The sequence below is a fragment of the Oceanimonas smirnovii ATCC BAA-899 genome, assembly GCF_000381965.1.
Lineage (GTDB): Bacteria > Pseudomonadota > Gammaproteobacteria > Enterobacterales > Aeromonadaceae > Oceanimonas > Oceanimonas smirnovii.
The window spans coordinates 494,409-520,797 of sequence record NZ_KB908454.1 but is presented as its reverse complement, the minus strand read 5'-3'; the positions used below and the strand labels follow the sequence as shown (position 1 = coordinate 520,797).

The following is a 26,389-nucleotide window of genomic DNA, read 5'->3' as shown; positions in this document are numbered from 1 at the left end:
GCGCACCCGCTGATACGGGTAATATGCAATATATGAGCCAAAGGGGAATTACATGGGTTTGCGGTGGTAACGGTAGATGGCGAGGTTATCGAGCATTTTTTGCTCCTGGCGGGCGGCTTCCTGCTTTTTGCGCCCGGCTTCGCGCTCCATCAGTTTGGCAATGGCTTGCTTACGGGCACGCACCGCCAGCCAGGCATCGCGGCTTTGGGTTAATTGCTCCCGGGCCTGTTGCAGGCCTTGCTGCTGTTGCTGCTGGGCCACTTCCAGTTTGTCGATAAAGCCGCGAAAGTGGCCAAACTGGTGTGCTTCCAGCCCGCTCTGCCCCCGTTGCTGAAACGTCTGCACATACTGACGCTGATACTGACTCAGTGTTTGCAGCTGTTGCTCCATCTGCTGCAGTTGCAGCTGGGCAATATTCAGCTCGGCAGCGGCCTTGCGCTCTTCGCCGTCCAGCTGCTCCAGCAGCAAATTCAAAGCCCGGCTCATCAGCCTGCCCTCAGCAGCGGCATGGCGACCACTTCAAGCTCTTTGAGACAGGCCTCATAGTCAAATACGTCTGTCATGCTCTGAGTTAAAAAACGCTCCAGCCGGGGCCGTATGGTAATGGCCATATCCAAGCGTGGATCAGCCCCGCTCTTGTAGGCACCCAGGTTAATCAGATCATGATTTTGCTGATAAAGCGCATAAGCCTGCTTGACTACCCGCGCCTGCTGCTGATGCTCTGGTGTGGTCACTGCCGTCATTACCCGGCTGATGGACTTTTCAATATCGATGGCGGGATAGTGGCCACTGTCGGCCAGTTGCCGTGATAACACAATATGACCATCGAGAATGGCCCGGGCAGCATCGGCAATCGGATCCTGCAGATCGTCCCCTTCGGTGAGCACGGTAAAAAAGGCGGTAATGCCTCCCTGCCCTTCGGCACCGTTGCCGGCCCGCTCCACCAGTGCCGGCAGTCTGGCAAACACTGACGGCGGATAGCCCTTGCTGGCCGGCGGCTCTCCTACTGCCAGGGCAATTTCCCGCTGGGCCTGGGCATAGCGGGTAAGGGAGTCCATCAGCAGCAAGACGTTCAGGCCCTGGTCCCGGTAATATTCCGCCAGGGTAAGCGCGGTTTCGCAGCCTTTCAGGCGCATCAAGGGTGAGGCATCTGCCGGCGCTGCCACCACCACAGCCCGGGCCCGGCCTTCTTCTCCCAGAATTTCATCAATAAACTCTTTGACTTCCCGGCCCCGCTCACCAATCAGGCCCACAATCACCACATCGGCTTTTGCTCCCCGGGTCATCATGCCCAGCAACACACTTTTGCCCACACCAGAGCCGGCAAACAGCCCCATACGCTGGCCTTGTCCTACCGTCAGCACTGAGTTAATGGCTCGCACGCCCACATCCATGGGAGTTTTGATCGGTTTACGGGACATGGGGTTAATGGGCCGGGATAAGAAATCAGCAGTGGTGCCGGTATTGATGGGACCCAGGCCGTCCAGCGGTTCACCGATGCCATTAATCACCCTGCCCAGCAGTGCCATGCCCACGGGCACGCCGTTACCGTCGCCTGCCGGTGTGACTCTGGCACCGGGAATCACTCCTTTCAGGGATTCGCTGGGCATAAGATAGAGTTTGTCATCAGCAAAACCCACCACCTCGGCGTCCATTTCACCAAACTGGGTTTGCACCTTGCACTGACTGCCCACGGCAGCGGTGCAGCCCACCGCTTCCAGTGTCAATCCCACCACCCGGGTGAGTTTGCCACTGGCAGCCATGGCCGGAGCCAGACCGGCACACTGATAGGCACCCAGCCGCTCAGCCAGCGTCTGTGTCATGAAAACGGCTCCAGTTGGCCTTAATGAAATTAGCCATCAGCTCATCAATGCGGCTGGCCAGGCTGACATCCAGCTGAGACATGGCGGTTTGCAGCCGCAGCTCACCTCGCGCCAGCCCGGGCTCGGGCACCAGCTCCCAGCCGCGCTTGGCACAGGCTTCCTCACTGTATTGTGCCTGCAGCATGGCCATGTCTTCGGCGTTCAGATAAAAGGTAAGGGTGCCTTCATGATGGGGCAGCGCCTGCAAGGCTTCCTGTATGGTAGCCAGCAGCAGTTTGGGCGAGGCAGTCGCCTCGGCTTTTAACAGGTTGCGGGCAAGCTCCATGGCCATGATCACCAGACTCTGCTCAACGGTGTGGTCAATGGTAGCCAACGGAGCCTGCAGTTGTTCGGTAAGGGTATTCCAGCGCTCCAGCAACACCTGCATTTGTGCCTGACCGTCGGCCAGCCCCTGCTCAAGACCCTGTTGCAGTCCGGCTTCATGACCTTCCTGCATGCCCTGCAGGCGGCCTTCTTCTCGGCCTTCTGCCAGGCCCTGTTCCTTGCCCTCGGCATGGCCTTCCTCAAAGGCGGCCTGACGAATGGCGTCAAGGGCTTCTGCGGTAAGGGGTTCGGGAGTGGCTTCTGTGTCCGGTTCCGGCTCATCGGCCACCGGCTCAGGCTCATTACGCAGCCTGAGTGCCGCCTGCTCCGGGCGCTCAGGCTCGGGCAACTCCAGATCGGGCCATTGCCAGGCCCCCAATCCGGCAGGAACCCGCCCTTTTCGCTGGTAGCCCTGATCACTCACAGATAATCATCTCCACCGCCCTTAGCCAGCATCAGCTCGCCACTGTCGGCCAGACGACGAGCCACCGCCAGAATTTCGCGCTGGGCTTCTTCCACATCACTGACCCGCACCGGTCCCATGGCTTCCAGATCGTCCTGCAGCATTTCGGCCGCCCGGCGTGACATATTATTGAAGAATTTTTCTTTCAGCTGATCATCTGCCCCTTTCAGCGCCCGTTGCAGCAGCTCGGCATTCACTTCCCGCAGCAACACCTGAACGCCTCTGTCATCTACGTCAATCAGGTTTTCAAACACAAACATCAGATCCTGGATCTTCATGCTCATTTCTTCATCCTGATCCCTGATGGAATCCATCAGGGCTCCCTCTACCGAGGTGTCGAGGTAGTTCATGATGTCGGCAGCGGTTTTCAGGCCGCCCATTTTGGCGGCTTTGGCATTGCTCTTGCCGACAAACTGTTTTTCCATAATGTCGTTCAGTTCCTGCAACGCCGCCGGCTGCACTTCTTCCAGCTCGGCGATACGCATAATCAGATCCAGACGCATGGGCTCGGGGAACTGCTGCAAAATGGCCGCGGCCTGATCGGCATCGAGGTAGGACAGCACGATTGTCTGAATTTGCGGATGCTCGTTATGAATAATGCCGGCGACCTGACGGGCATCCATCCATTTGAGTGAGTCGAGCCCCCGGGAGCCGGCACCGGCAGCAATCTGGTTTACCAGCCGGCCTGCCTTGTCTTCACCCAAAGCGGCCACCAGAGCATTGCGCACAAAGTCCTGGCTGCCCACGCCAATTTTGGTGAAGCGCTGAATATCTTCGATAAACAACCGATGTACGGCCCCTACCCTGTCCGGACTGAAATCGCCCATGGCCGCCATTTTCATCCCCAGACGCTGCACCTGCTTGGGGTCGAGGTGACGAAAAATCTGCGCTGCATCATCTTCCCGCAGGCTCAGCATCAGCAATGCCGCCTTCTCGGTGCCTGTCATGCGCGACAGCAGTTGCCGCTGTGCATCGGTAATTACCAGCTCCTGCTCATCACTCATCGCTTTGTACCCAGTCTTTAATTACCTGTGCCGCCAGATCCGGCTCGTTGGATACCAGCGCCCGTACTGCCGACAGCAAGTCTTCATCCTTGTTCAGATCCGGCAGCCGCAGCTGGCCGTCCTTAATGCCGAACATACCGTCTTCCAGTTCGGCCTGCTGTGCCAGCATATCGAGATCATTATTGCCCGACAGCGCACTCTGACCGTCCAGATCCAGTTCATCCGTTTTGTCGTCTATGTTCAGCAGGCGTTTCACCATGGGACGCACCAGTGCCAGCAGCAGCACCACCAGTACCAGCACGGCACCGAGAATGCGCGCCAGCCGCCAGAACCAGGTCTGCTCATAAAAAGGAATGTCCGCCACGGCATCAAGGTCGGGCCGGTTAAACGACATGCTGACCACTTCAATGGCATCACCCCGGCTTACATCAAAGCCCAGCCCCCCCTTGAGCAAACGCTCGATGCGGGCCAGCTCGGCACTCTCCAGCGGCACTCTTTCAGTGGTGCCATCGGCTTGAGTCACATTTTTGTAATCTACCGCTACCGACACCGTTAACCGGCGAATATCACCCACGGCGCTTTCGGTATGGCTGATGGTGGTATCCAGCTCAAAGTTGCGGGTGGCTTCCCGCCGGCTGCGTTCGGTACCGGATTTTTCCGTAGCCTGCCCGGCCTGCTCGGGAATATCCGACTCCATGGGCGGCTGATTGGTCAGCGCACCGGGAATGCCGATGGGGCCGGTGCCGGAGGTATTGTCTTCCATCACCATTTCGGAGCGTACTGCCGGCATGTCGGGATTATAGGTTTTGACCGTTTGCTGGCGACGACGAAAGTCGAGATTCAGATCCACTTCAGCGGTGTAATTCCCCAGCCCCAGCACCGGACTGAGAATGGCGTCAATCTTCTGACGATATTCTTCTTCCTGCTGTTGCTGCAGTTCAAATTCCCGCCGGTTGCGGGCAGCCAGCGGATCCTGAGAGCCGGAGTTCAGCAGACGGCCGTTCTGATCCGTCACCGTTACCCGGCCGGGAGTGAGATCGGGTACCGCAGAGGCCACTGTGTCCACAATGGCGTCTACTTCTTCCTGGCGCAGGCTGCCGCCCCGGCGCAGATTAAGCACCACGGTAGCACTGGGTTTACGCTTGTCGCGCACAAAGACGTTTTCCCGGGGAATAGCCAGCAGCACCTGAGCGCCGGCCACACTGTTATATTGCTCTATGACCCGGGCCAGCTGACGCTCCCGGCTAAGATTAAGACGTTCCCGCTCCAGCCGCTGGCTGATGCCAAAACCGGGATCGGACAGCAGTATGCTGTCGCCTTCCGGCGGTGCCTGAGTAAGACCTGAACGACGCAGCCCCAGCTGAATATCGGCATATTGATCGGCGCGTACCAGCACGCTATTGCCGTCTATTTTATATTCAACTTTCTGGGCATCAAGATAATCGAGGGTTTCAATCAATTCCTGATTGTTATACACCCCCAAGGGCCGCATTTCCGGCTCCTTGCCCCACAGCAGCACAAAAATGGCCATGGCCAGACAAATGGCCAGCGCCAGTACAATAACAATCTGACGCAATACATCGGCATTACCCAGCAGGGCAAAAGGCGTGCTTTTGCGTTCCTGGGCTTCCATATCGGTGCCATCGCTGCTGGCCGTCAGCGCGCGTTGGTCGGTTTCCGCCAGCGGATTGTCTGCCACCCGTCAGCTCCTTACACCGGCATGTTCATGATGGTTTTATACGATTCCACCAGCTTGTTACGCACCTGCACGGTAGCCTCAAAAGCAATGCTGGATTTTTGGGCGGAGATCATTACCTGCTCCAGCCCCACCGAAGGATCCCCCAGCTCAAAACGGGTGCGCAGATCACCGGTGGTTTGCTGCAGTGCATTTACCTTGTTCACGGCCTGACCCAGCAGCTCGGCAAAATCCTGACGAGGGGCCGCACCCTGCACCGGTGCCATGCTTTGGGCTTCTCCCTGCATTGACTGCATTTCTGCCAGCAAAGCAGCGGCTTTAATATCCATGGTTTGGCTCCTCAATCAGTGAATTTCATACAACCCACGCATCTTAATGCAAAGCTCGGGCCAGTTCATCTTTTGTGCGAATTAAACCGGTACTTCTATACCTGCCTCGCGCATGCGGGCAAGCTTATAACGCAAAGTCCGGGGGCTGATGCCTAACTGTTCAGCCACCTCACGCCGGCTGCCACCGCTGCTTTGCAGGGCCTGCAGAATAATGCGGTGCTCCTGACTTTCCAGCTTGTCGCCCAGCTCTGCTGTGACCGGTGCCGGGGCCGTACTGAAGGGGCCGGCATCGTCCAGCAAAATATCGGTGGCGGCAATCTCGCTGCCGGCGGCCAGAATAAGGGCCCGCTGCATCACGTTGTCGAGCTCGCGCACATTGCCCGGCCAATGCCAGTGTCTTAGCCGTATTTCGGCATCTTCCGACAGAGTGACGCCATGCCGCCCCTGCATGCCGGCATGCCGGCTTAACAGAAAACGCGCCAGCGGCAGAATATCGCCGGGGCGATCCATCAGGGCCGGCCAGACCAGCGGAAACACATTCAGCCGGTAATAGAGATCTTCCCGAAAACGGCCCTCGGTTACCGCCTGGCGCAGATCCCGGTTGCTGGTGGCCAGAACGCGCACATTCAGTTTTAAGGTTTTACGGCTACCCAGACGCTCCACTTCCTGCTCCTGCAGCACCCGCAACAGCTTGGCCTGCAGGTTCACGTCCATTTCGGTAATTTCATCCAGCAAAAGGGTGCCTTCATGGGCCTGTTCAAACTTGCCGGGGCTGGCCTGCACGGCACCGGTAAAGGCTCCTTTTTCATACCCGAACAAAGTGGCTTCCAGCATATTGTCGGGAATGGCAGCGCAGTTGATGGCCACAAAAGGCTGATTGGCCCGGTTGGAGCGGGCATGGATAAAGCGCGCCAGCACTTCCTTGCCGGTGCCGCTGGGGCCGGAGATCATCACGCTGGCATCAGTAGCCGCTACCCGGGCTGCCAGTTGCAGCAACTGGCGACTGGCGGCATCTTCAGCAATAGGGTCGCTATTGTGATTTGACTCGGGCTGCACATAGCGGCGCACCCGCTCCAGCAGGACCTCGGGCGTAAAGGGTTTGGCCAGATAATCCACGGCACCGGCGCGCATGGCGGTCACCGCGCCCGATACCTGAGCGTGCGCCGTGATCACCAGCACCGGCAGGCCGGGCAGGCGCTCGTTAATCCATTCCAGCAGCTCAAGGCCGTTCATGCCCGCCATTTGCACATCCGTGATCACCATGCGTACCGGCGTTTGCTGCAAATACACAATGGCGTCTTCCGCGCTGGTGACACAGCGGCTTTCCAGTCCGGCCAGCTCCAGGGTGTCTTGCAGCGCCTGCTGCAGGCCGGCATCGTCTTCCACCAGCAAAATATCGGCGTTCATTTTGTATCCTTATGCTGCAGCAAAGGCAGCCACAAGCTGAAACAAGTGCCCTGCCCCAGCTCGGAGCTGACGCTTACGCCGCCGTTATGAGCACGCATGACCGACGCCACTGCCGCCAGCCCAAGGCCGGTACCCTGGCTGCGGGTGGTAAAAAAAGGCGTAAAAATCTGCTGCTGTAGTTCAGGGCTGATGCCGGCACCGTTATCTGCCACTTCAATCAGCAGTTGCCCCTGGTTGCCGGCGGCATGGATTGTGACGACACCGGCTCCCGCTTCCACGGCGTTTTCCAGCAGGTTGAGTATTATGCCTTTAAGGCTGTTGGCATTACCCAGCACGCTTAATCCGGGCTCGGTATTGCAAACCAGACTGGCCTTGCCTGCAAACAGGGTATTGGCGGTTTGGGTAATATTGGTAAGCAAGGCAGACACACACAGCGGCTCGGCCAGCGCGGCCTGATCAGGCCGGGCAAACAGCAGAATGTCGCTTATTTGACGCTCGATATCCGTCAGCCTTTCCATCAGCCGGCCCTGAAACCGCTCCCGCTGGGATGCATTCAGCGCCGGATTGGCCAGGTTGGCACCGTATAAGGTCGCCGCCGACAACGGCGTGCGTATTTGATGGGCAAGGGTTGCCGCCATACGCCCCAGCGCCGCCAGCCGCTCGGCATGGCCCTGCTGCTCCGCCCAGGCGCGGGTAGGAGTAAGATCGGTCAGTTGCACCAGCTGACCAGGCTGCCCTTCCAGGTGAGAAATGGCCAGCTGCACCCGGCGACCGCTCTTTAACGACACCTGCAGGCCGTCATCGGGCCGGGGCGCAAAGTCACGGGTAATCACCTCCAGCCAGGGCGTGTTAAGCAAAGGCTCGCCCAGCAGCTGGCGGGCAACAGCATTGGCGCGACTGACCACGCCCTGACCGTTCACCCACAGCAAACCACCGGGTAAAGTGTGCAGAATTTGCTCCAGCTGCTCCGGCCCCAGCACATCCAGCCAGGGCGCATCGGGCGCGGAATAAGAAGAATTTGCAGGCATCATGGCAGGTAATATTCAAAATACGTGCCAGACCGCCCGAAGGGCGAGCCTGAAGCGGGAAGCTAGAAGCTAGAAGCTAGAAGCTAGAAGCTCCAGACGATAGCGCTGTCAAAAAATAAAATACTGTGCTTGCAGCATTATTAATTGCCTGCAGCTTTCATTTTTCGGATCGAGCTTGGTACTACAGCCCGTGAAAACCCTCTTACAGCTTCAAGCTTCCCGCATCCAGCTCCCCGCAGGGGGGTCAATCCCGTGCTATGCCGTATTTTTTCATTTTCTCCACCAGGGTGGTGCGGCGCATGCCAAGGTGTTCGGCAGCTCTGGCCACAATGCCGTCGTTGGCATCCAGCGCCTTGCCAATCACTTCCACTTCTATACTGGCCAGCACATCCTTCAGGTTGTAACACTCGGAGGTTAAATCGGGAATATGTAAATCCCCGTTTACTGACGCCGGCGCTTCTTCTTCCGGACTGAAATCAAAGAAAGCGCCATCGTCTTCAAAATCATCACCATTACTTGAAAAAATAGAGGCCAGGGCTGCCTGCTCATCCATTTCATCAAAGCTTTCGGGCACATAATCGCCGCGGTACTTTTCCGGCAGATCTGCCGGCTCCACCCGTTGCCCCGGGCACAGTATCATCATCCGCTCCACCAGGTTGGACAGCTCCCGAACATTGCCGGGCCAGTGATAGCCTTGCAGAGTGTTCACCGCCGGCGCAGAGAAAGAAAGCATAACCTGATGGGTATCTTTGTGGCGTTCAATCAGCTCATTCAGCAGCAGGGGCAAGTCATCTTTACGCTGGCGCAGGGGCGGAGCGGTAATGGGAAATACATTCAGCCGGTAATAGAGATCTTCCCGAAAGCGCTGCTCGGCAATCATCTGTTCCAGATCACGATGGGTGGCGGCAATAATACGCACATTAGCTTTAATCGGCCGGGTGCCCCCTACCCGCTCAAAAGTGCGCTCCTGCAGCACTCGCAACAACTTCACCTGCATGGGCAGGGGCATATCGCCGATTTCATCCAGAAACAGAGTGCCGCCGTCTGCCAGCTCAAACCGTCCCTTGCGGGCCGCCACGGCACCAGTAAAAGCCCCTTTTTCATGGCCGAACAACTCGCTTTCCAGCAGTTCAGCCGGAATGGCACCACAGTTAATGGGCACAAAAGGACCACGAGACTGTTGCGATAATAAATGAATGGCCTGCGCGATGACTTCCTTACCGGTGCCCGACTCACCCAGCAGCAGCACATTGGCCTGCTTGTCGGCCACCTGGCGAATAAGGCTTTTAACCTGTTGCATGCCGGCGCTGTTACCCACCAGTAAATGATTGAGCTGCTCATTCTGCTCATCACTCACCATTACGGGCCGCCACTGGGCAGCCTGATGCAGCAGTCGGGTCAGCTCGTCGTAGGTCAGATCACTCAAGGTGCCCAGCAGGTTATTGGCCCTGCACTGGGTAGAGCGCAGGCTGATAAACACATGATGAGAATGTTCATCGAGAAGAGGTTGGAGTGGAAAGTCCGTTTCCCCCAGCAGTACTGTCATGGTTTGGGGCTGCTCCCGCAACCATGCCAGATCATTAGCGCGACTGCCGCTTCGCCATTCAACCTGCATAAAGGAAAGGATAGCCTCAAGTCTTGACCGCCGCTCCTGGTTATGATCCATGATCAAGACACAGCCATTAAAACCCATAAGGTAAATATCCTTTACATTCAGTGATTTATTGAATTAGTTTCTGAGCTTATCCTTGGCTCGACACCAGCATAACATTGAAGCGGCTCAGACTTGAAACCAAAGAAGTCGTAATTCTGACACAAGCGTCAAAACAACTCGACAAAGATAGTCGCTAAAAAGCCAATTATGTTGATTTGGATCAAGTTTAGATCAGGAAAGGATATTTTTTTGACGATGCGGCTTGATTAAGCCTGAACGAAGCAAGAGGAATGTTACAAGCCGGGGCTGACCCCGGCAAAAATGATCAGGCAGGAACCTGTTGCTGATCCGCCGGGATAGCGTCCCAGGCTTCTTTGATGTCGCGCAGCAGCGAGCTGATGCTCTCGAGCTTTTCTGTACTGTTTTCGCTGTTGGCCACTACCAGTTCTGCCATGATGAACTCATACAGATTATCGAGATTGACAGAAATTTCACCACCTTCCTGATGATCCAGTGCCGCACGCAGCTCGGCAACAATGGTCATGGCAGAGCCCAGCAATTCCCCCTGCTCGGCGCGTTTGTTCTGCTCCATGGCAGAACGGGCACGAGCCAGACGCTCCAGCGCCCCAGCCAGCAGCATTTGTACCACTTTATAAGGTGAAGCCACGGTTTTCTGGCTGTCCAGAGCCACGGATTTATAAGCTTTCATTGAGCCACGCATGGGCACTACTCCTGACAATTATCTAATTACGTTTAACGGTTTGATAGGCCTGCACCGAGCGCCGGCCCTTTTGCATGGTCTTCAGTTTGTTGGCCAGCTCACGCTGCACCGCTTCGGCGGTTTCTTTAAGCTGCCGGGAGCGTTGTATCAGAGCAGCAGCGTCACTTTCGGTGACATTGCCTTGCTCAATCACCTGCTGCAATAGCTGTGCCCGCACTCGCAGCTGCTCAGACAGCCATTCTTCATCCAGCTCGTCTGTTTTGCCAAGCGCTGCAAGCACGGCCTCATCCAGTGCTTTTAACTGGTCGACCAGCATTACTGCTTGGCTCCGCCAAAGCTGGGCATATTATCAAAGGCCGCAACAACAGAGTTAAGCTGCTGGTTAAGCTGGGCTACCATAATGTCCATATCGGTAAATTGCTTATAAACTCGCTCTTCATACTTTTCCATGTAAATTTCAAAGTCTGCCCGCTCTTTATTCAGCTTGTCCATCTGAGCATTCAATGAGCTGTCGCGCTTGGTAAGCACGCCTTCTTTACCCACAAAGCTTTCCAGCATATCGTCCAGCTTTTTGGAGACGCCCTCTTCCGATGCAAACAACTGACCGATTTTAGAAAAGTTATCATCAATCTGCTTTTTCAGCAGATCTTCATCCAGCTCGATTTTGCCATCTTTTTGAGTGGTAATACCCAGATCAGTGAGTGACTTGATGGGCGCACTGGCACCTTCTATGGGTTCGCTCAGCATGCGTCGAATTTGCGAGGTAAGATTGCGAGCCGTGCCATCACCGTTCAACGGACCAGCCTTTTCTGTCTCGGCATTATAAGAAGTAAGCTGGTTAATGGTAGCAATCACAGAGTTAAAGGATTTGACAAACTCCTGCAGGTTCTTCTCTACCGTGCTTTTGTCGTAACCAATGGTCAGCTTGGTGTCTGGTTTTTCACTGTCTACCGAGGTGTCGTTTACCTTTTTCAGATCCAGAGTCACGCCCTGAATGGCATCTTTAATCTCGTTGGTCTGACTGGTAATGGGGGCCCCGTCTATGGTGATTTTGGCATCTTTGGCAGCCTGAATTTCAGTGACAGTGCCAATGCTGGAAAGATCCTGAGTGCCTTCGCCATCGCCGTTTCCGGTGGCAGACACGGTAATGGTGTTCTCGGTACCGGTTTTATCGGAGAAAAACACCAGACGAGAGCCACCATCGTCGGTGACCACAGTAGCGCGCAATCCCTTGTTGTCTTCCGCATTATTAACGGCATTGGCCACATCAGCCAGGGTGCTTTTGTCTTTGTCGATGGAGACAGTAAAAGACTCATCACCCACCCCCAAAGTGAGCGAGCCTGAGCCCAGCTTTTTATCAGCATCGGCTTTAGGTATGGCACTGGAGCCCACTTTGTGGGCTTCAGCCAGCTGCTCTACCACTATAGTATAACTGCCGGCTACCGCCGTTTTGTCGGCCGTCGCATTGGCAAAGCCGCTGTTGGAAAAGCTGGTGGAGCGTTTTTCAAAGGCTTCTTCGTCACCCAGTTTTTTTAATGAACTTTTAAACTCTTCCAGCACCCCTTTAAGGGTGCCGTAAGAGGATAACTGAATACCGATATCATTGCCCCGCCGGGCAAACATGTTGTCTTTGGCGGCACGCTCACCAGCCACAGTAGCATCCACAAAGCTTTGAATGGGAAAGCCCGAGCCCACGCCCGGTAATTTGAGATCGGACACAAGCTGTCTCCTATGCTTTGGTGTCTATCAGGCCGCCGCTGGCTTCAGCCAGCCGGCTGATTACCTGTAGCAGCTCTTCGGTCGGTATCTGACGAATGATATCACCACTGTCGTTATCTACCACAGTTACCACGTTACGGCCCGAATCTTCATCCACTCTGAACTTGAGGCCACGGTTAAAGGTGCCGATAAACGACTCCATCTGCTCCGCCATTTGCTCCAGCTGATCACCGGACAGCTCTCCGTCCTGCGCCTTTTCTGCTGCCTGTACTGCCTGAATGGTTTGGGTAGCTTCACTGCCAGCAGGCTGAGTGGTAACAGGAGTTTGCTTTTGAGCAAGATCTGCCGCCGTGGCGGATGTGCGTTGAGTGAGCGGTAGCGTATCCATGGTCGGGTCCTCATGTGAAAGCGCCGTTCAGCTTAGTGAACAGAAAGCTGCGGCACTAAGCTCAACGGCGAGAAAGCCGGGGGTTGCCCCCCGGCTGAGGTTCAGCTTAGCCCAGCAAAGACAGTGCTGCCTGCGGGATTTGCTTGGCTTGCGCCAGGATGGAAGTACCAGCCTGCTGCAGAATCTGCTGCTTGGTCAGGTTTACGGTTTCCTGGGCAAAGTCCACGTCCTTGATGCGGGACATACCGGCCGCCGCGTTTTCACGGGTGTTGGCCAGGTTGTTGATGGTGCTGTTCAGACGGTTCTGCATGGCACCCAAGTCGGAACGCTGGGCGTCAATCATGCCGATGGCACCATCCAGGACCGAAATAGCATCCTGAGCGCCTTGCTGGCTTGACAAGTCAAGTGATGCCACAGTTTTCAAGGCAGAAAAACTACCCGCAGTGGTAACACCAACGGTCGTATCATCAGCTCCGCCTTTAACTGAAAATGATTCAGTACCATTCAAACGAATTGAGCCAGCTACAGTAGTTGAGTTAGCCCCGGCACTAGTCAGTGTTACAGCTGCACCAGCAGCGGTACCATCAATATCCTTACCTTGAACAGAGGCGGTTGCTTCTGATGTGCCATCAGCTTGCTTGCCGGTGAAACCTTTAATTTTGACGTCTTTACCTTCTTCACTGGCGAAGGTCAGGGTTCCACCATCTACCGTTGCTTTAATACCGGTTTCAGTAGATTTCGCATTGACGGCGTCTGCCAGAGCAGAGAGATCTGTTGCGTCAGCGATATTGGCAGAAATGGCAGCACCATTAAGATCAAAGCTAACTTCACCTTTAACATTTGTGGTTAAGGTTGCTTCAGTCCGGGCTTCAGCAGTAACACCAGTTGTCGCGCTGATGGCGTTAATATCAGATGCGATAGTCATTGCATCATCGTTTGCAGTAGTGGCGGCTGTTGTCGCCGTAGCCTGACCACTGATAGTCAGTGTTTCAGCATCCAGGCCGTTCTCACCAACAGTAGCTGCTCCAGCCGTAACAGCAGCAGTTGCACGACCCAAACCAGGATCCGTAGCGGTAGTACTGGATCCTTTCAATACCGCACGGTGAGAACCAATCGCATCTGCAGACACATCCTTCAAAGCAAGATCAATGGTTTCATTGGCATTGGCCCCAACCTGCAGAGTACGACTACCGAAAGTGCCGTCGATCAAGTTTTGTCCACCGAAGGAGGTAGTTTCTGCTATACGGGTCAGTTCACTTTGCAGAGCAGATACTTCTTTCTGAATCGCCTTGCGATCATCAGCAGAGTTAGTGCCGTTGGCAGACTGCAGGGCCAGATCCCGCATACGTTGCAGAATGGAGGTTGACTCATTCATCGCACCTTCAGCGGTCTGCGCGATGGAGATACCGTCGCTGGCGTTTTTCATCGCCACACCCAAGCCGCGTACCTGAGAGTTAAGGCGGTTTGAGATTTGCAGACCGGCGGCATCATCCTTGGCGGAGTTGATGCGGCTACCGGTAGCCAGGCGTTCCATGGAGGTGGCCAGGGCATTGGAAGACTGGTTCAGGTTACGTTGAGCGGTCATACCGGTAACGTTGGTGTTGACTGTAATCGCCATAATTAACTCTCCCTTGAGGGTCGCAGGCCAGCTATTGGCCGGTAATGTTGGTTACTAATGCTATGTTGCTTAGGGTATCGGCCTCATCTGTGGCAGCTTTAGAAAAATTTTTTACCTTACATTTACCTTACAGCTTAACCCTTGCTACCTAGGCTATCGGCTTCACTATCAAGATCTTTAGCGAAATTATGTCAAGAGGTAAGGGAAGCCTACCTTGCACTGCTCTCCCACATTTTTTACTATTGAGAAAAGCGAACTTATTTATATTTACATCAAGGTGTTCATATGAACTCAAAGGACCGACTTGTAGAAGTCGAGCAGCTAAGCATCATTCAGAAGTTAGTACAAAAAGGTCTTTATTCTGAAGCGAAAAAAGAAGCGAAATCGCTGTTAGAAAAGCGACCCAACAACCAAGAAATATTACTCATACTGGCCAAAATAAATTATCACCAAGGCAATAATTTTGAGTCCATTTCAAATTTAAAATCATTATTAAAAGAAAACCCTGCCCACGAGGAAGGAAATTACCTGCTCGCGCGACTATACTTTGATATAGGAAATAACGAATTAGCTCTCAAATACATTGAAAATGGAGATTCAGGTGAAAAAAAAACTCCACCAAGCGAGCTAAAAGGGATAATACAAGCAGCAGCACATCACTACGAAGAGTCAGTTAACACATTTCTCGCCATCATAGAAGCAAAAAGCGAATCATGGAACACATGGAATAACCTTGGAAACCAATATAGAAATCTAGGCGACTTTGAAAATGCCAAAAGGTGTTACCTTGAAGCAATAAAGCTCAGCGGCAATAATGACGCACCCTTTAACAACCTGCTAACCTTTAGTCATTACCTTCCAGAAACAAAAAGGGAAGACATTAAATCACTGTATGAGTCATGGGAAGAACGATATGCAAAAGATATCAGTAAAAAAGTTCACACCCCTGAAATAAAAACAAAATCAAAAACCATTCGAATTGGAATGGTATCTGATGGCTTTCGTAACCACCCTGTTGGTCAAATGATCACATCGGCACTTGACTCTCTGCCTTCCCATGAAATAGAGCTATTCACTTATAGCACTAACCAACATGAAGATCATATCACACAAAAAATAATAAAAGCATCAAAAAAATGGTCAACTGCAACACATCAATCTGATGAAAATCTTGCCGAAGAAATAGCCAGCGACCAGATCGACATACTTTTTGACCTATGTGGTCATAATAATGGTTTCCGTATACGAACCATGCTAATGAAGCCAGCACCAATATTGGTTAAATGGGTTGGAGGATTAATCAATACAACAGGCCTCAGCACCATGGACTATTTACTAAGTGACAGTATAGAAACACCTGTAGGCGAGGACAAATTTTATACAGAAAAACTTATTCGAATGCCTGATGACTACATTTGCTATAATCCACCAATTTACACACCAGACATTCATTCACCACCAGCTAGACGAGATGGCCACATTACACTTGGATGTTTTAACAACCCAACCAAAATAAACCCTGTCCTTCTGGGCGAGTGGGCCAAGATAATGTACTCACTGCCAAAATCAAAACTTTTTCTCAAAGGATATCAATTTAGTAGTGAAACATTTAGAGAAAAAATAAAAAAACAACTCAACAACCTAGGAGTTAGTGAAAAGCGCATCATCATCGAAGGCCCTTCGAGTCACGAAGAATTACTCAATTCTTATCGAAAAGTAGATATTGCTCTCGATACTTGGCCGTATTCAGGCGGCCTAACCACCTGTGAAGCCATGTATATGGGAGTACCAGTTGTTACTTACCCCGGCCCCACCTTTGCCGGCCGCCATTCGGCTACTCACTTAACCAATGCAGGTATGCCGCAGCTGGTAGCGGAAAGCTGGGAGCATTACCACGATCTGGTTGTGATGCTGGCCAGCGACATTGATAACCTGGCCAATATTCGTACTCATATGAGAAGCGCTCTACTGGAATCCCCAGTTTGTGATGCCAAGCGCTTTGCCCGTAACTTCAGCAATGCCATGCGCGCAATCTGGCAACGTTACTGCGAGGGCAAGCAACCCGCAGCATTAACGCTGGATAAAAATGGAAATGCTCAGTTTGAAGATGAAGCCGAACCTGTTCAGCTTCAGTTACCGGAAGAGCCTGTATTAGTTAAAGATGATGACTTTCATTTCCGTTTTAACGGAAAAATAGTTGTTGTTGATCATGGAGCTGGTTTCGCTTGCTCCGAGAGCTTTCACACTCTGCATAAACTCGGTGCGATACGAACAATCTGTATCGATCCGGGCAGCAGGATCAATAACTCGCAACAACTGGCCAACACCGGTGATTTTCATCACTTTCCCATGACAGTGTTAGGAGATGGAAGTCAGAAAACATTATGTGTTACTCTTAAACCAGCCCATACCAGAAGTTTACCCTTTGTTCAAACAGAGTCATTTCCCGAGGAGTTAAGAAATGGGTACGAACTTTTAGCTCAACTACCAGTCAACACTCTTCGGCTTGATGATGTTGAAGGTTTAGAGGCCATAGACTTACTGGTTATTGATAATAATCATGACACTTTAACCATACTTGCCAACTCTACCAAAAAACTTGCCAACACTCTCATCGTAAAAGTAAAAGTAAATTTTAATTTTATACATAATAAAGAATGTGACTTTAGCGCAATTTCCTCTGTACTTATGGAACATGGCTTCATTTTTCATGATTTCATAAACAAGATGTATGTAAAAAGCTCTAACGATATCGCCTCACCTGATCTTTTATTTAATGCAGATGCAATTTTTTTACCATCCAAATCAAAGCTAGCTAAATCAAGTGATAACAGCATTTTAAAACTGGCCTTTTTATATCACCATCATCTTGACTCTCCTGAGCTATGCACGAGAACATTGCATCTTGCTGATTCAAAACTTGCGGAACAATACAAAAGAAAAAATAATATCTTTGTGGCATCAGAAGAAAACAAAGAAAATTTAAATATAAATACCAAAAACAAAATAACTCGTTCAAACAGTGGTGATTTCAACTGGGATATCGAGGAGCTTATCTCTGTTGTGGATATTGGAGCCAACCCCATTGATGGTGAGCCACCTTATTTCAACCTATTAAGAGATAAAAAGGTTAAAGTTACTGGCTTTGAACCTCAGAATGATGCATTAGAAAAACTAATTCAGATGAAGTCAGAAAATGAAACGTACCTTCCATATGCTGTGGGTGACGGAAACGAAGCTACCCTTTATATCTGCAATGCTTCGGGAATGACTTCAACATTGAAACCTAACTTTGAGGTTTTGAATCAATTTCAAGGTTATCCTCAATGGGCAAAGATAAAAAAAGAAGAAAAAATAAAGACAGTAAGACTGGACGACCTCAGCGACCTAACTGAAATTGATTGGTTAAAAATTGATATTCAGGGTGGGGAGTTATCTGTATTCAAAAATTCTGAAAATAAGCTAGAGAATACTTTGGTTATACAGACTGAAGTTAACTTCATTCAACTTTATGAAAACCAGCCTCTTTTTGCAGAAATAGATCAGTGGATGCGTGAACATGGCTTCATACTTCACACGCTACTAGAAGAAAGAAAGCGGCTTTATGCCCCACTGGTTATAAATAACCAGATACACAATGGAATCAACCAATTAACCACCGCTGATGCTATATATATAAAGAGTGGGAAAAGTATAGAAAAAATGACCACAACACAAAAAAAGAAAATGGCTTACATTCTCCATCATGCTTATGGAAGTTACGATATATCATTAAGAATATTGCTTTCAATCCCGAGTTTCGACAAAGGCGGTTATATAAAGTCATTAACTCTAAAGGATAACATAGAAAGCAAAGAAACCTCGAAGTGATAGTTACATTACTATCTCATCTAATCATTAAGCTTTAATTATACTATGATGGTGAAAACCACCATCATAGTATAACATTGAGGAAATATAATTTAGCTCAATTTGTGTAACCAAGTCAGCCGCCCAACATAAAAAATGAAATAACAAAAATTATTCCATCTCAGCCTTATTCATAGCGAAGAAAAATACAGAAGAGTGCTCAAAATAACAGAAAGAATAAGCTAAGCACTATTTCTATAAAATGGTTACGGAATAGAAATAATTCAATACTATTAGAAATAGTTATTTAAATAAAGTTAGCCATAACTATTTATGCATCCAATACCAAAGTACATTAAACCAGAGACTCTCGCCGCTTCTGGCTTATATAAATTTCTTCCATCCACCACTACAGGAAACCGCAGTTCATTCTTCAGCCACCTTAGGTCTACCGCCCTGAATTCTTTCCATTCTGTACAGATCACCAGGGCATCGGCATTTTTTACTGCATCGGCTTTATTTTCACATAAGCGGAGTTTGCTCTGGTTGTGGGTTGATTGCAGTTGTGCTGAATATAACCGCCGGCATTCATCCATGGCCTTGGGATCATAGGCCTGTACATTTGCGCCGGCTTGCCACAAAGCCTCCATCAGCACCCGGCTGGGGGCTTCGCGCATGTCGTCTGTGCCCGGTTTGAACGCCAGCCCCCAGATAGCAATGGTTTTGCCGGCCAGATCTCCGTTAAAGGCATTACTCAGCTTTTCAAACAGGACGGTTTTTTGGCGTTCATTGACTGCCTCAACGGCTCGCAGCAGCTGGCTGGGTTGATCAAGCTGCTCGGCGGTGCGGCACAGTGCGCGCACATCTTTGGGAAAGCAGGAGCCGCCATAGCCGCAGCCCGGGTAGATAAAGTGATAACCAATGCGCGGATCGCTGCCAATGCCCTGGCGTACTTCTTCTATGTCTACCTGCAGGTGTTCGGCCAGGTTGGCCATTTCGTTCATAAAGCTGATTTTGGTGGCCAGCATGGCATTGGCGGCATATTTGGTCAGCTCGGCGGCGCGCACACCCATAAACATGAGTTTGTCGCGGTTACGGTTGTAGGGGCCGTAGCATTCCTGCATGGCGTTTTTTACCCAGTCCGATTCGGTGCCCACTATAATGCGCGGCCCCCGGGTAAAGTCTTCTATGGCGCAGCCTTCTTTCATAAACTCAGGGTTGGAGCACACTTCAAGGTGCAGGTTTGAGCCTCGTTTTTTCAGTTGCTCATATACCACTGCGGTTACTTTATCGGCTGTACCCACCGGCACGGTCGACTTGTTAACAATGATTTTGGGCGTTTGCATATGCCGCCCTATGCTGTCTGCCACCTGCAGCACATATTGCAGATCGGCGCTGCCGTCTTCATCGGGGGGCGTTCCCACGGCAATAAACAGCATGTCTCCGGCATTAACGGCAGCCTGAGTATCACTGGTGAAAATGAGCCTGCCCGCGGCTGTGTTGGCGGCTACCAGCTCTTTAAGACCCGGCTCATAAATGGGCATATGGCCGTTGTTAAGGTGATGAATGCGCTCGGGGTTGGTGTCCATGCACATCACTGAATGACCCACATCGGCCAGGCATGCCGCCGCCACCAGCCCCACATAACCCGAGCCAAATACAGTGATGTTCATGAAGTGTCCTTTGCTTGCAGAGCCTTAAACATAATGGCTTCAGGCATGCAAGAAAAGTGCCGCATGTGGCATGGTTCGCCGGGGTGCACCCGCGACGAAAGTCCGGCCTACAGGTGCGGCCCCTTCGGGGAGCTGGAAGCTTGAAGCCGGAAGCGGGTTGTAAAACGAAATGGACTCCCCATTCCCTGCTCCCTCAGGTGTTGTCCGACGGTTCTGCCAGCAGTTCAATCAGCCCGTCTTCATCCATAATGGTAATTCCAAGCTCCTGGGCCTTGGTAAGTTTGGAGCCAGCGGCTTCACCGGCCACCAGCACGCTGGTTTTGGCGGAGACGGAGCCGGCCACCTTGGCGCCCAGTGCCTGCAGCGCGGCTTTGGCCTCGTTGCGGGGCATGCGGCTTAAGGTGCCGGTGAGCACAAAGGTCTGGCCTGCCAGGGGCTGGGCATCGGCCTTGGGGGCTTCCATTTTCGGCCAGGTCAGGCCGCAGCCGCCCTGCTCTTTGGTCGCAACCAAGGCGTCCACCACTTCCCGGTTATGAGGCTGGCGAAAGAAGTAGTAGATGTGCTTGGCCACAATTTCGCCCACATCGGGCACTTCAACAAGCCGCTCCACCTCAGCGTTCATCACCGATTCAAGCTCCAGAAAGTGCCGGGCCAGGTTGTTGGCGGTGGCCTCACCCACTTCACGAATGCCCAGGGCATAGAGAAAGCGTGGCAGTGTGGTGGTGCGCGCCTTGTCAAAGGCGGCCAGCAGTTTGGCCGCCGACTTCTCGCCCATGCGCTCCAGCCCCATCAGGGTGTGCTGATCGAGGTGAAACAAATCCGCCGGGGTTTTTACCAGCTCATGATCTACCAACTGCTCCACCAGTTTGGTACCCAGGCCTTCTATGTCCAGCGCCTTGCGGGAAGCAAAGTGGCGTAACGCTTCCTTACGCTGGGCGGCACAGATAAGCCCACCGGTGCAGCGGGCCACGGCTTCGCCTTCAATGCGTTCTATGTCGGAGTCACACACCGGGCACTGAGCGGGAAAGGTTATCTCTCGCGCCGTGTCGGGGCGGCGCTCAAGCACCACGCCCACCACCTGAGGGATCACGTCACCGGCGCGGCGAATAGTCACGGTATCGCCAATTTTTACTCCCAGACGGGCAATTTCATCGGCATTGTGCAGGGTAGCGTTGGAGACGGTGACGCCGGCCACCGAGACGGGCTTGAGCTTGGCCACGGGAGTAATGGCACCGGTGCGGCCCACCTGAAACTCCACGTTCAGCAGCTCGGTCAGCTCTTCCTGTGCCGGAAATTTATGGGCGGTGGCCCAGCGCGGTGCCCGGGCTACAAAGCCCAGCTCTGCCTGCAGCGCCAGCTCGTCTACCTTGTAGACCACGCCGTCTATCTCGTAGGGCAGCTGATCCCGCCGCGCCAGAATATCGTCGTGATAAGCCTGACAGCCTTCCCGCCCGCTCACCCGTTTTACTTCCGGGCTTACCGGCAGGCCCCAGCTTTTCAGGGTTTGCAGAATATCAAAGTGGCGCTCGCCCAGGGGCTCGCCGTCAATAAAGCCGGTGCCGTAGCAGTAAAAGGCCAGCGGCCGGCTGGCGGTAATTCTGGAATCCAGCTGGCGCAGGCTGCCGGCGGCGGCGTTGCGGGGATTGGCAAACACCTTGCCCCCTTCCGCCAGGGCGCGCTGGTTCATTTGTTCAAAACCGGCTTTGGGCATATAGACTTCGCCGCGCACTTCCAGCCGCTCGGGCCAGCCTTCTCCGCGCAGGTTCAAGGGCACGGCACGAATGGTGCGCACATTTTCGGTAATACCCTCGCCGGTGGTGCCATCGCCCCGGGTGGCGGCCTGCACCAGCCGGCCTCGCTCATACACCAGGCTCACTGCAAGGCCGTCCAGCTTGGGCTCGCAGCAGAAGGTCAGCGCCTCGCTGCGGCCCAGGCGGTCGAGCAGCCGTTTTTCAAAGGCGGCCAGCTCGTCTTCACTGAATACGTTATCCAGCGAGAGCATGGGCATGGCATGCTGCACCTCGGGAAAGGCCGAGACCGGCGCGCCACCCACCCGCTGGCTGGGAGAAGAAGCGTCCAGCCACTCGGGGTGCTCGCTTTCAAGCGCCAGCAGCTCGCGCATGCAGCGGTCATATTCCGCATCGGGCACGCTGGGGGCGTCTTCCACGTAATATTGATAGTTCCAGGTGTTGAGTTGTTCGCGCAGGGCGAGCAGGCGGGCGTGGGCGTTGTTCATCAATGGGTTCCGCTTAAACAAAAAGTGCGGCTGATGCCGCACTTTGACTTTCAAGGTAGTAAGTTATTGTGCCTGGCTGTCGTAGTCGCGCAGCTGTTCGCGGCAGTGGGCCAGATAATCCGGGCTTACCGGTGAGCGCTCCACATCAAACAGCAGGGCGTCCAGCTCTTCGGCCAGGTTCTCGGCAGTCTGCACCATCAGGTTGAACTGGTTTTTGGCCATGCCCGGGCGGGGCAGCTGCATAAAGATGGATACACCGGGGGTGCTGAAGCCGGTCATTTCCTTGGGATTAAAGGTGCCGGGTTTTACCATGTTGATCAAGCTGAACAGCACCTGGCCCTGCCCTGCCGGGGTCTGGTGATGATGAAAAATATCCATGTCACCAAAGTGAAAACCGTTGTTGGTCAGTGCGCGCATCAGGGCATTGCCGTCAATCTGCTGATTCGGCCGGGCCATCAGGTTGATGACGTAAACGTCCTGCCAGGTGCGGGGCACTTCCCGCAACGGGGCCTGTGGCTCTGGCTCGGGCAGCACTTCCGGCTCGGCCGGCGGCGCTTGCTCCATCGTTTGTTCAGGCTCTTGTGGCCCGGCATCAACCTGTGCTTCTTCCGCTGCGGGCTCACGTTTGGCAACCGGCTCATCAAACAGGGGATCAAACTCATCTTCCGGCTCGGGTTCGGGCTGTCGGTTTTGTACCACAGGCTTGGGCTCCGCAGTTACCACCGGCTGTTCGTCATCTTCATCGTCCAGCGCAGAAAAGTGTGGCTCTTCCCGCTTGGGTGCCGGCTCTTGCTTTGCCGCCGTGGCATTCTTCTGGCCGGCAACTACCCGCACCTGACCAATGCCGTCCTGATCGAAACTGTCTTCCGATCCGGGCTCTGAAGCTACCTTCCCCATGGGTTTGTTGCGCATGGATGGCTGACGGTCTTTTTTACTGCTCCATAATCCATGGATCAGCAGGGCGGCAATCGCCATGGCGCCCAGAATAATCAAGATAACTCGCAAGTCCTGCATTATCGTGTCTCTAATAGGGGGTTCCCAATACTGCGACAAGGGTATGTTTACCATTACAATTTGACAAGTGCCTGACTGGCCCAGAGTCCACAAAATATTGACGTTTTTGCCCGTGATGCCGCCATTGGCATGAAAAATACGCTGCGACAGCCACTTTCGCGCGTCTGTTTTTGCTGATGTGGCACGCTGGCAGCCAGCACCTCCCTTCTTTAGAATAAGCGCTTCATTTTATGGTGAGGATTGTTATGTCGGTCAGTTATCACAGCGCCAGCGGGCCACAATATCTGATGAAGGGGCTCTCCCTTATCGGTGAGCGGGATTTACGTCCTTTTGTATTAATTCCGCTGCTGGTTAATCTGCTGCTGTTTGGCGGCGCTTTCTATTATCTGTTTACTCAGCTGGAAGTGATGTTCACCTGGCTGGCAGAGCAGACCCCGGATTATCTGCACTGGCTGGGCTATGTGCTGTGGCCGCTGGCACTGGTCACCATAGCGGTGGGCTTTTCGTTTGTGTTTACCGGCTTTGCCAATATGCTGGCTGCTCCGTTCAACGGCCTGCTGGCAGAGCGGGTAGAGCTGAAACTCACCGGCAATCCGGTGCCCGACAGCGGCTGGCTGGACCTGATTAAAGACACACCCCGCATGCTGGGCAGAGAGTGGCGCAAAATGGCCTACTACCTGCCCCGGGCGCTGGGCTGCCTGTTGTTATTTCTGGTACCCGTTGTGGGCCAGACGCTGGCACCACTGGTATGGTTTGCCTTCAGCGCCTGGATGATGGCCATTCAGTACTGTGATTACCCCTTTGATAACCACAAAATCGACTTTACCTTGATGCAGCGGGAGCTGGGCAGCAAGCGCCGGCTTACCTGGGGGTTTGGTGCCAGCGTCACACTGTGCTCCAGCCTGCCCTTTATCAACCTGCTGGTGATGCCGGTGGCAGTGTGCGGTGCTACTGCGTTATGGGTAGATCATTTTTACCAGCTGCGTACAGGGCCGGTATCCAGGTGAACAAAGTTGGAGCCGGGATAATAACCCACCCCTCCCACGGCCAGCTGTTTAGCGGCGTTGCGCACATGCGCCAGCTCTATGCCGGGCAGGCGCAGATCAATGGCCTGACCTTTCATGTGGTAGCTTTTTTTGGCCACGCCCGAGCTTTTGCTGCGCAGCATGGCGTTGGTGGCGGGAGAACGGTAACCGGAGATGATCTGAATCTCGCCCTGCTTGCCCAGACGATGCTGCAGCAAAAACAGCTGATCAAACAGTCTGGGATCAATGCGGTGCACCTCGTTGCTGCGAAAGTCGCGCATGACCTTGTTGAATGATGCCAGGCTGTCGCCTATGTAATGACCTTTTTCCCAGAAGCTGGCGCTTATTTTTTCGCCGGTATGAAGGTTATGCAGGCTCAGCGTGCGTACCGGAGCCGACAGGCTGGCCTGTGCCGGGCTGGCCATCATGGCGGCAGCTCCCAAGCCCCCCAACCCCAGTAAAAAACGACGACGATCCACAGAGCGCGACAGCATATAACCTCCTATAAGCGCACAAAGAAAGCCGGCGGGTGAATGTGCTTCCCCCTTCACCCGCCGGCCCGGCATATTTGCTTCAGCGAACAGAACTTACCCACATTAATAGTAAGGATCAATTACCATTGGTTATAAGGACTCGGATACAAAACCGATAAGACTCATTTGATTTTGCTGAATCTGACTGTTAAAGGGGTTGTTCAGGCCGCGATCAAATTGGTAAATATCATCGCGAAACTGAGGCAGCCCGCCACCGGCCAGCCAGCCGCGCCAATACACCATAAATACCGGTAACGGCTCTTTCACTTTTAACCAGCGGGTGCGCTTGGCGGCTTTAAGCTGCGCCAGCCGCTCACGGGAGATGGTGGCATCAAGCAGCCAGTGCGCCAGCTGCTCGGCATTTTCTACCCGCACGCACCCGGAGCTGAGCGCCCGGCTGTCGCGGGAGAACAAGCCGCGAGACGGTGTGTCGTGCAGATAAATGGCTTCGTTATTGGGCAGATGAAACTTCCAGGCACCCAGCGCATTGCTGGCACCGGGCTTTTGCCGCAGGCGAAACGGAAAACGATTTTCCATATAGAGTACATATTGCCACTCTTCATCGGGCACCACTCTGCCGGCACTGTCGATCACCTCAAAGCCCATGCGGGAGATATAACCCGGATCGCGATACAGCCTGGGCACTATGTCTTTGGTCATAATGGAGTTGGGCACATTCCAGGGCGGATTGACCACCACGTTGGTAATGCGGCTGTGCATAATGGGGGTTTTGCGGCTGTCACGACCTACAATAACATCGCTTTCCAGCACCATGACCTGATCCTGATATAACCGCAGCCGGTATTCGGGAATATTTACCAGCATATAAGAGCCGGGCAGACTGTCGCCTATCAGGGTGCGCAGCATGCTGCGCATGAGCAGCTGCGCCCGGTGACGCGGGCTGGTGTCGAGCCAGTGGTAAGTACGCGGTCCCACTACGCCGTCTGTGGTCAGGCCATGACGGGCCTGAAAGGCTTTGATGCCTTGCTCAAGGTTATTATCAAACAACTCGAATACCAGCGGCTCACTGTCGGGCATATCGCCCAGCCGTTGCAGGCGCTGGCGCAGCTGCGCCACTCGCGGGCCCTGATCACCGGGCCGCAAGGTTGCTCCCGCCAGGGCCGGCCAGGGTTCATCAGCCATGGCCAGCAAGCGGGCAAGCTGCGCCTTGAGCTGCTGATAGTCATTAAACGCCGGCATGATTTGGTTAACCAGCTGCTGTCGGCGACCAGCATCGGCCGGGCTGGCTGCCGCCTGATGCAGCTGCTCCATTTCACCCTGATTTGTGGAAAGTATGAGTTTTTGCGTGCGCAGATATTGCCGGTCTTCAAATTCCAGCGCTGCCCATTCGCGCCAAAAGGCAGCCAAGGACAGCCAGAGCTCATCATCGGCGGCTTCCGAGGCAGTGTCAGCAGTGACCGCTTTTTGCCAGCGCTCGGTAATGCCACTGTGCACATCCGCAAGAGACAGCTCCAACCCCAGCTGATGCAGTTGCAGGCGAGCGTCGTGCTCCTGCTGCCAGGTAGCGGCCTGTGGCGCCAGACTGAATATGCATAAACTGCATAACCAGCTAAAAATCAGATGTTTTTTCATTAATAAATCCCGTCTTTGGCGCTATTGCTCAAAACCGGCAAACGCTCTGCATACTGACATTTAATCAAATAATTCCGCTTACTACTTAAAAAAACGGCGTGATGGTGATCACAGTGGTGGTGCCCCTGGCTTTCTTCAGGCTGAATGGAATATGATTTTATCATTTAATAACATATTGTTATAACAAATCGTCACTTCTCATTCTCGGCGGAAGGGTTAAGCTGAGACGGTACTTCACTTTTTCATTATTTAC

21 protein-coding genes are annotated in these 26,389 nt (G+C 53.3%); 2 read left to right on the top strand and 19 right to left on the bottom strand.

Features of this window, described 5'->3' with window-relative positions:
• Nucleotides 1–48 precede the first annotated feature (48 nt).
• From fliJ to G364_RS17460, 14 genes are all read right to left on the bottom strand, one after another.
• Nucleotides 49–486 carry a flagellar export protein FliJ gene (gene fliJ / locus G364_RS0102420; protein WP_019933558.1) on the bottom strand — a complete coding sequence of 146 codons (438 nt, stop codon included), beginning with the start codon at nt 484–486 and terminating at the stop codon, nt 49–51.
• Nucleotides 486–1,763, bottom strand: coding sequence for a flagellar protein export ATPase FliI (gene fliI, locus G364_RS0102415; protein WP_051089251.1), 1,278 nt, complete (start codon nt 1,761–1,763; stop codon nt 486–488). The genes fliJ and fliI overlap by 1 nt, the downstream gene beginning before the upstream one ends.
• A gap of 40 nt (nt 1,764–1,803) precedes the next feature.
• Nucleotides 1,804–2,610 carry a flagellar assembly protein FliH gene (gene fliH, locus G364_RS0102410; protein ID WP_019933556.1) on the bottom strand — a complete coding sequence of 269 codons (807 nt, stop codon included), beginning with the start codon at nt 2,608–2,610 and terminating at the stop codon, nt 1,804–1,806.
• Nucleotides 2,607–3,653: a flagellar motor switch protein FliG gene (gene fliG, locus G364_RS0102405; RefSeq protein WP_019933555.1), complete on the bottom strand. Its 1,047-nt coding sequence runs from the start codon at nt 3,651–3,653 to the stop codon at nt 2,607–2,609. Before fliG ends, fliH begins: the two co-directional genes overlap by 4 nt.
• A complete protein-coding gene (gene fliF / locus G364_RS0102400; protein ID WP_019933554.1) occupies nt 3,646–5,352 on the bottom strand; it encodes a flagellar basal-body MS-ring/collar protein FliF in 1,707 nt (568 codons plus the stop codon). Before fliF ends, fliG begins: the two co-directional genes overlap by 8 nt.
• Before the next feature lie 11 nt (nt 5,353–5,363).
• Nucleotides 5,364–5,678 carry a flagellar hook-basal body complex protein FliE gene (fliE, locus tag G364_RS0102395; RefSeq protein ID WP_019933553.1) on the bottom strand — a complete coding sequence of 105 codons (315 nt, stop codon included), beginning with the start codon at nt 5,676–5,678 and terminating at the stop codon, nt 5,364–5,366.
• 81 nt (nt 5,679–5,759) lie between these two features.
• Nucleotides 5,760–7,085 (bottom strand): sigma-54-dependent transcriptional regulator, encoded by a 1,326-nt coding sequence (locus G364_RS0102390; protein WP_019933552.1) that lies wholly within the window; start codon nt 7,083–7,085, stop codon nt 5,760–5,762.
• The gene (locus G364_RS0102385; RefSeq protein WP_019933551.1) at nt 7,082–8,116 is read right to left on the bottom strand and encodes a sensor histidine kinase; all 1,035 of its coding nucleotides are present in this window, start codon (nt 8,114–8,116) and stop codon (nt 7,082–7,084) included. Before G364_RS0102385 ends, G364_RS0102390 begins: the two co-directional genes overlap by 4 nt.
• A gap of 241 nt (nt 8,117–8,357) precedes the next feature.
• Nucleotides 8,358–9,806: a sigma-54 dependent transcriptional regulator gene (locus G364_RS0102380; RefSeq protein ID WP_026344625.1), complete on the bottom strand. Its 1,449-nt coding sequence runs from the start codon at nt 9,804–9,806 to the stop codon at nt 8,358–8,360.
• A gap of 286 nt (nt 9,807–10,092) precedes the next feature.
• Nucleotides 10,093–10,476 (bottom strand): flagellar export chaperone FliS, encoded by a 384-nt coding sequence (gene fliS / locus G364_RS0102375; protein ID WP_245541355.1) that lies wholly within the window; start codon nt 10,474–10,476, stop codon nt 10,093–10,095.
• Nucleotides 10,477–10,510: 34 nt separating this feature from the next.
• Nucleotides 10,511–10,804 (bottom strand): hypothetical protein, encoded by a 294-nt coding sequence (locus G364_RS0102370; RefSeq protein ID WP_019933548.1) that lies wholly within the window; start codon nt 10,802–10,804, stop codon nt 10,511–10,513.
• A complete protein-coding gene (fliD, locus tag G364_RS0102365) occupies nt 10,804–12,207 on the bottom strand; it encodes a flagellar filament capping protein FliD (RefSeq protein WP_019933547.1) in 1,404 nt (467 codons plus the stop codon). Before fliD ends, G364_RS0102370 begins: the two co-directional genes overlap by 1 nt.
• A 10-nt stretch (nt 12,208–12,217) precedes the next feature.
• Nucleotides 12,218–12,595 (bottom strand): flagellar protein FlaG, encoded by a 378-nt coding sequence (locus G364_RS0102360; protein ID WP_019933546.1) that lies wholly within the window; start codon nt 12,593–12,595, stop codon nt 12,218–12,220.
• Between the two features lie 106 nt (nt 12,596–12,701).
• Nucleotides 12,702–14,213, bottom strand: a complete 1,512-nt coding sequence (locus tag G364_RS17460; protein WP_019933545.1) for a flagellin — start codon at nt 14,211–14,213, stop codon at nt 12,702–12,704.
• A gap of 285 nt (nt 14,214–14,498) precedes the next feature.
• Here G364_RS17460 and G364_RS16240 point away from each other — a divergent pair, with 285 nt between their 5' ends.
• Entirely contained in the window at nt 14,499–18,083 is a 3,585-nt protein-coding gene (locus G364_RS16240) for an FkbM family methyltransferase (RefSeq protein WP_019933544.1), read from the top strand.
• A gap of 296 nt (nt 18,084–18,379) precedes the next feature.
• On the opposite strand, the gene G364_RS0102345 is transcribed toward G364_RS16240, so the two are convergent.
• From G364_RS0102345 to zipA, 3 genes are all read right to left on the bottom strand, one after another.
• Nucleotides 18,380–19,735 carry a UDP-glucose dehydrogenase family protein gene (locus G364_RS0102345; protein WP_019933543.1) on the bottom strand — a complete coding sequence of 452 codons (1,356 nt, stop codon included), beginning with the start codon at nt 19,733–19,735 and terminating at the stop codon, nt 18,380–18,382.
• 193 nt (nt 19,736–19,928) lie between these two features.
• Nucleotides 19,929–21,971 (bottom strand): NAD-dependent DNA ligase LigA, encoded by a 2,043-nt coding sequence (gene ligA, locus G364_RS0102340; RefSeq protein WP_019933542.1) that lies wholly within the window; start codon nt 21,969–21,971, stop codon nt 19,929–19,931.
• 63 nt (nt 21,972–22,034) lie between these two features.
• On the bottom strand, nt 22,035–22,985 hold the full coding sequence (zipA, locus tag G364_RS0102335) for a cell division protein ZipA (RefSeq protein ID WP_040614372.1): 951 nt from the start codon (nt 22,983–22,985) through the stop codon (nt 22,035–22,037).
• A 245-nt stretch (nt 22,986–23,230) separates the two neighbouring features.
• Between zipA and cysZ the strand changes: the two genes are divergently transcribed.
• Nucleotides 23,231–23,992: a sulfate transporter CysZ gene (gene cysZ / locus G364_RS0102330; RefSeq protein ID WP_019933540.1), complete on the top strand. Its 762-nt coding sequence runs from the start codon at nt 23,231–23,233 to the stop codon at nt 23,990–23,992.
• On the opposite strand, the gene mepK is transcribed toward cysZ, so the two are convergent.
• On the bottom strand, nt 23,959–24,504 hold the full coding sequence (gene mepK / locus G364_RS0102325; RefSeq protein ID WP_019933539.1) for a peptidoglycan L,D-endopeptidase MepK: 546 nt from the start codon (nt 24,502–24,504) through the stop codon (nt 23,959–23,961). The two genes, cysZ and mepK, sit on opposite strands and share 34 nt — an antisense overlap.
• Before the next feature lie 129 nt (nt 24,505–24,633).
• Nucleotides 24,634–26,136: a L,D-transpeptidase family protein gene (locus G364_RS0102320; protein WP_019933538.1), complete on the bottom strand. Its 1,503-nt coding sequence runs from the start codon at nt 26,134–26,136 to the stop codon at nt 24,634–24,636.
• Nucleotides 26,137–26,389: the final 253 nt, after the last annotated feature.

Bases quoted from the DNA above. Each gene is read 5' to 3' on its own strand.
- mepK (WP_019933539.1), bottom strand. From the start codon at position 24,504: ATGCTGTCGCGCTCTGTGGATCGTCGTCGTTTTTTACTGGGGTTGGGG.
- fliS (WP_245541355.1), bottom strand. From the start codon at position 10,476: ATGAAAGCTTATAAATCCGTGGCTCTGGACAGCCAGAAAACCGTGGCT.
- G364_RS0102360 (WP_019933546.1), bottom strand. From the start codon at position 12,595: ATGGATACGCTACCGCTCACTCAACGCACATCCGCCACGGCGGCAGAT.
- G364_RS0102370 (WP_019933548.1), bottom strand. From the start codon at position 10,804: ATGCTGGTCGACCAGTTAAAAGCACTGGATGAGGCCGTGCTTGCAGCG.
- G364_RS17460 (WP_019933545.1), bottom strand. From the start codon at position 14,213: ATGGCGATTACAGTCAACACCAACGTTACCGGTATGACCGCTCAACGT.
- fliJ (WP_019933558.1), bottom strand. From the start codon at position 486: ATGAGCCGGGCTTTGAATTTGCTGCTGGAGCAGCTGGACGGCGAAGAG.
- G364_RS16240 (WP_019933544.1), top strand. From the start codon at position 14,499: ATGAACTCAAAGGACCGACTTGTAGAAGTCGAGCAGCTAAGCATCATT.
- zipA (WP_040614372.1), bottom strand. From the start codon at position 22,985: ATGCAGGACTTGCGAGTTATCTTGATTATTCTGGGCGCCATGGCGATT.
- fliI (WP_051089251.1), bottom strand. From the start codon at position 1,763: ATGGCTGCCAGTGGCAAACTCACCCGGGTGGTGGGATTGACACTGGAA.
- G364_RS0102390 (WP_019933552.1), bottom strand. From the start codon at position 7,085: ATGAACGCCGATATTTTGCTGGTGGAAGACGATGCCGGCCTGCAGCAG.
- G364_RS0102345 (WP_019933543.1), bottom strand. From the start codon at position 19,735: ATGAACATCACTGTATTTGGCTCGGGTTATGTGGGGCTGGTGGCGGCG.
- G364_RS0102380 (WP_026344625.1), bottom strand. From the start codon at position 9,806: ATGGGTTTTAATGGCTGTGTCTTGATCATGGATCATAACCAGGAGCGG.
- G364_RS0102385 (WP_019933551.1), bottom strand. From the start codon at position 8,116: ATGATGCCTGCAAATTCTTCTTATTCCGCGCCCGATGCGCCCTGGCTG.
- ligA (WP_019933542.1), bottom strand. From the start codon at position 21,971: ATGAACAACGCCCACGCCCGCCTGCTCGCCCTGCGCGAACAACTCAAC.
- fliG (WP_019933555.1), bottom strand. From the start codon at position 3,653: ATGAGTGATGAGCAGGAGCTGGTAATTACCGATGCACAGCGGCAACTG.
- cysZ (WP_019933540.1), top strand. From the start codon at position 23,231: ATGTCGGTCAGTTATCACAGCGCCAGCGGGCCACAATATCTGATGAAG.
- G364_RS0102320 (WP_019933538.1), bottom strand. From the start codon at position 26,136: ATGAAAAAACATCTGATTTTTAGCTGGTTATGCAGTTTATGCATATTC.
- fliE (WP_019933553.1), bottom strand. From the start codon at position 5,678: ATGGATATTAAAGCCGCTGCTTTGCTGGCAGAAATGCAGTCAATGCAG.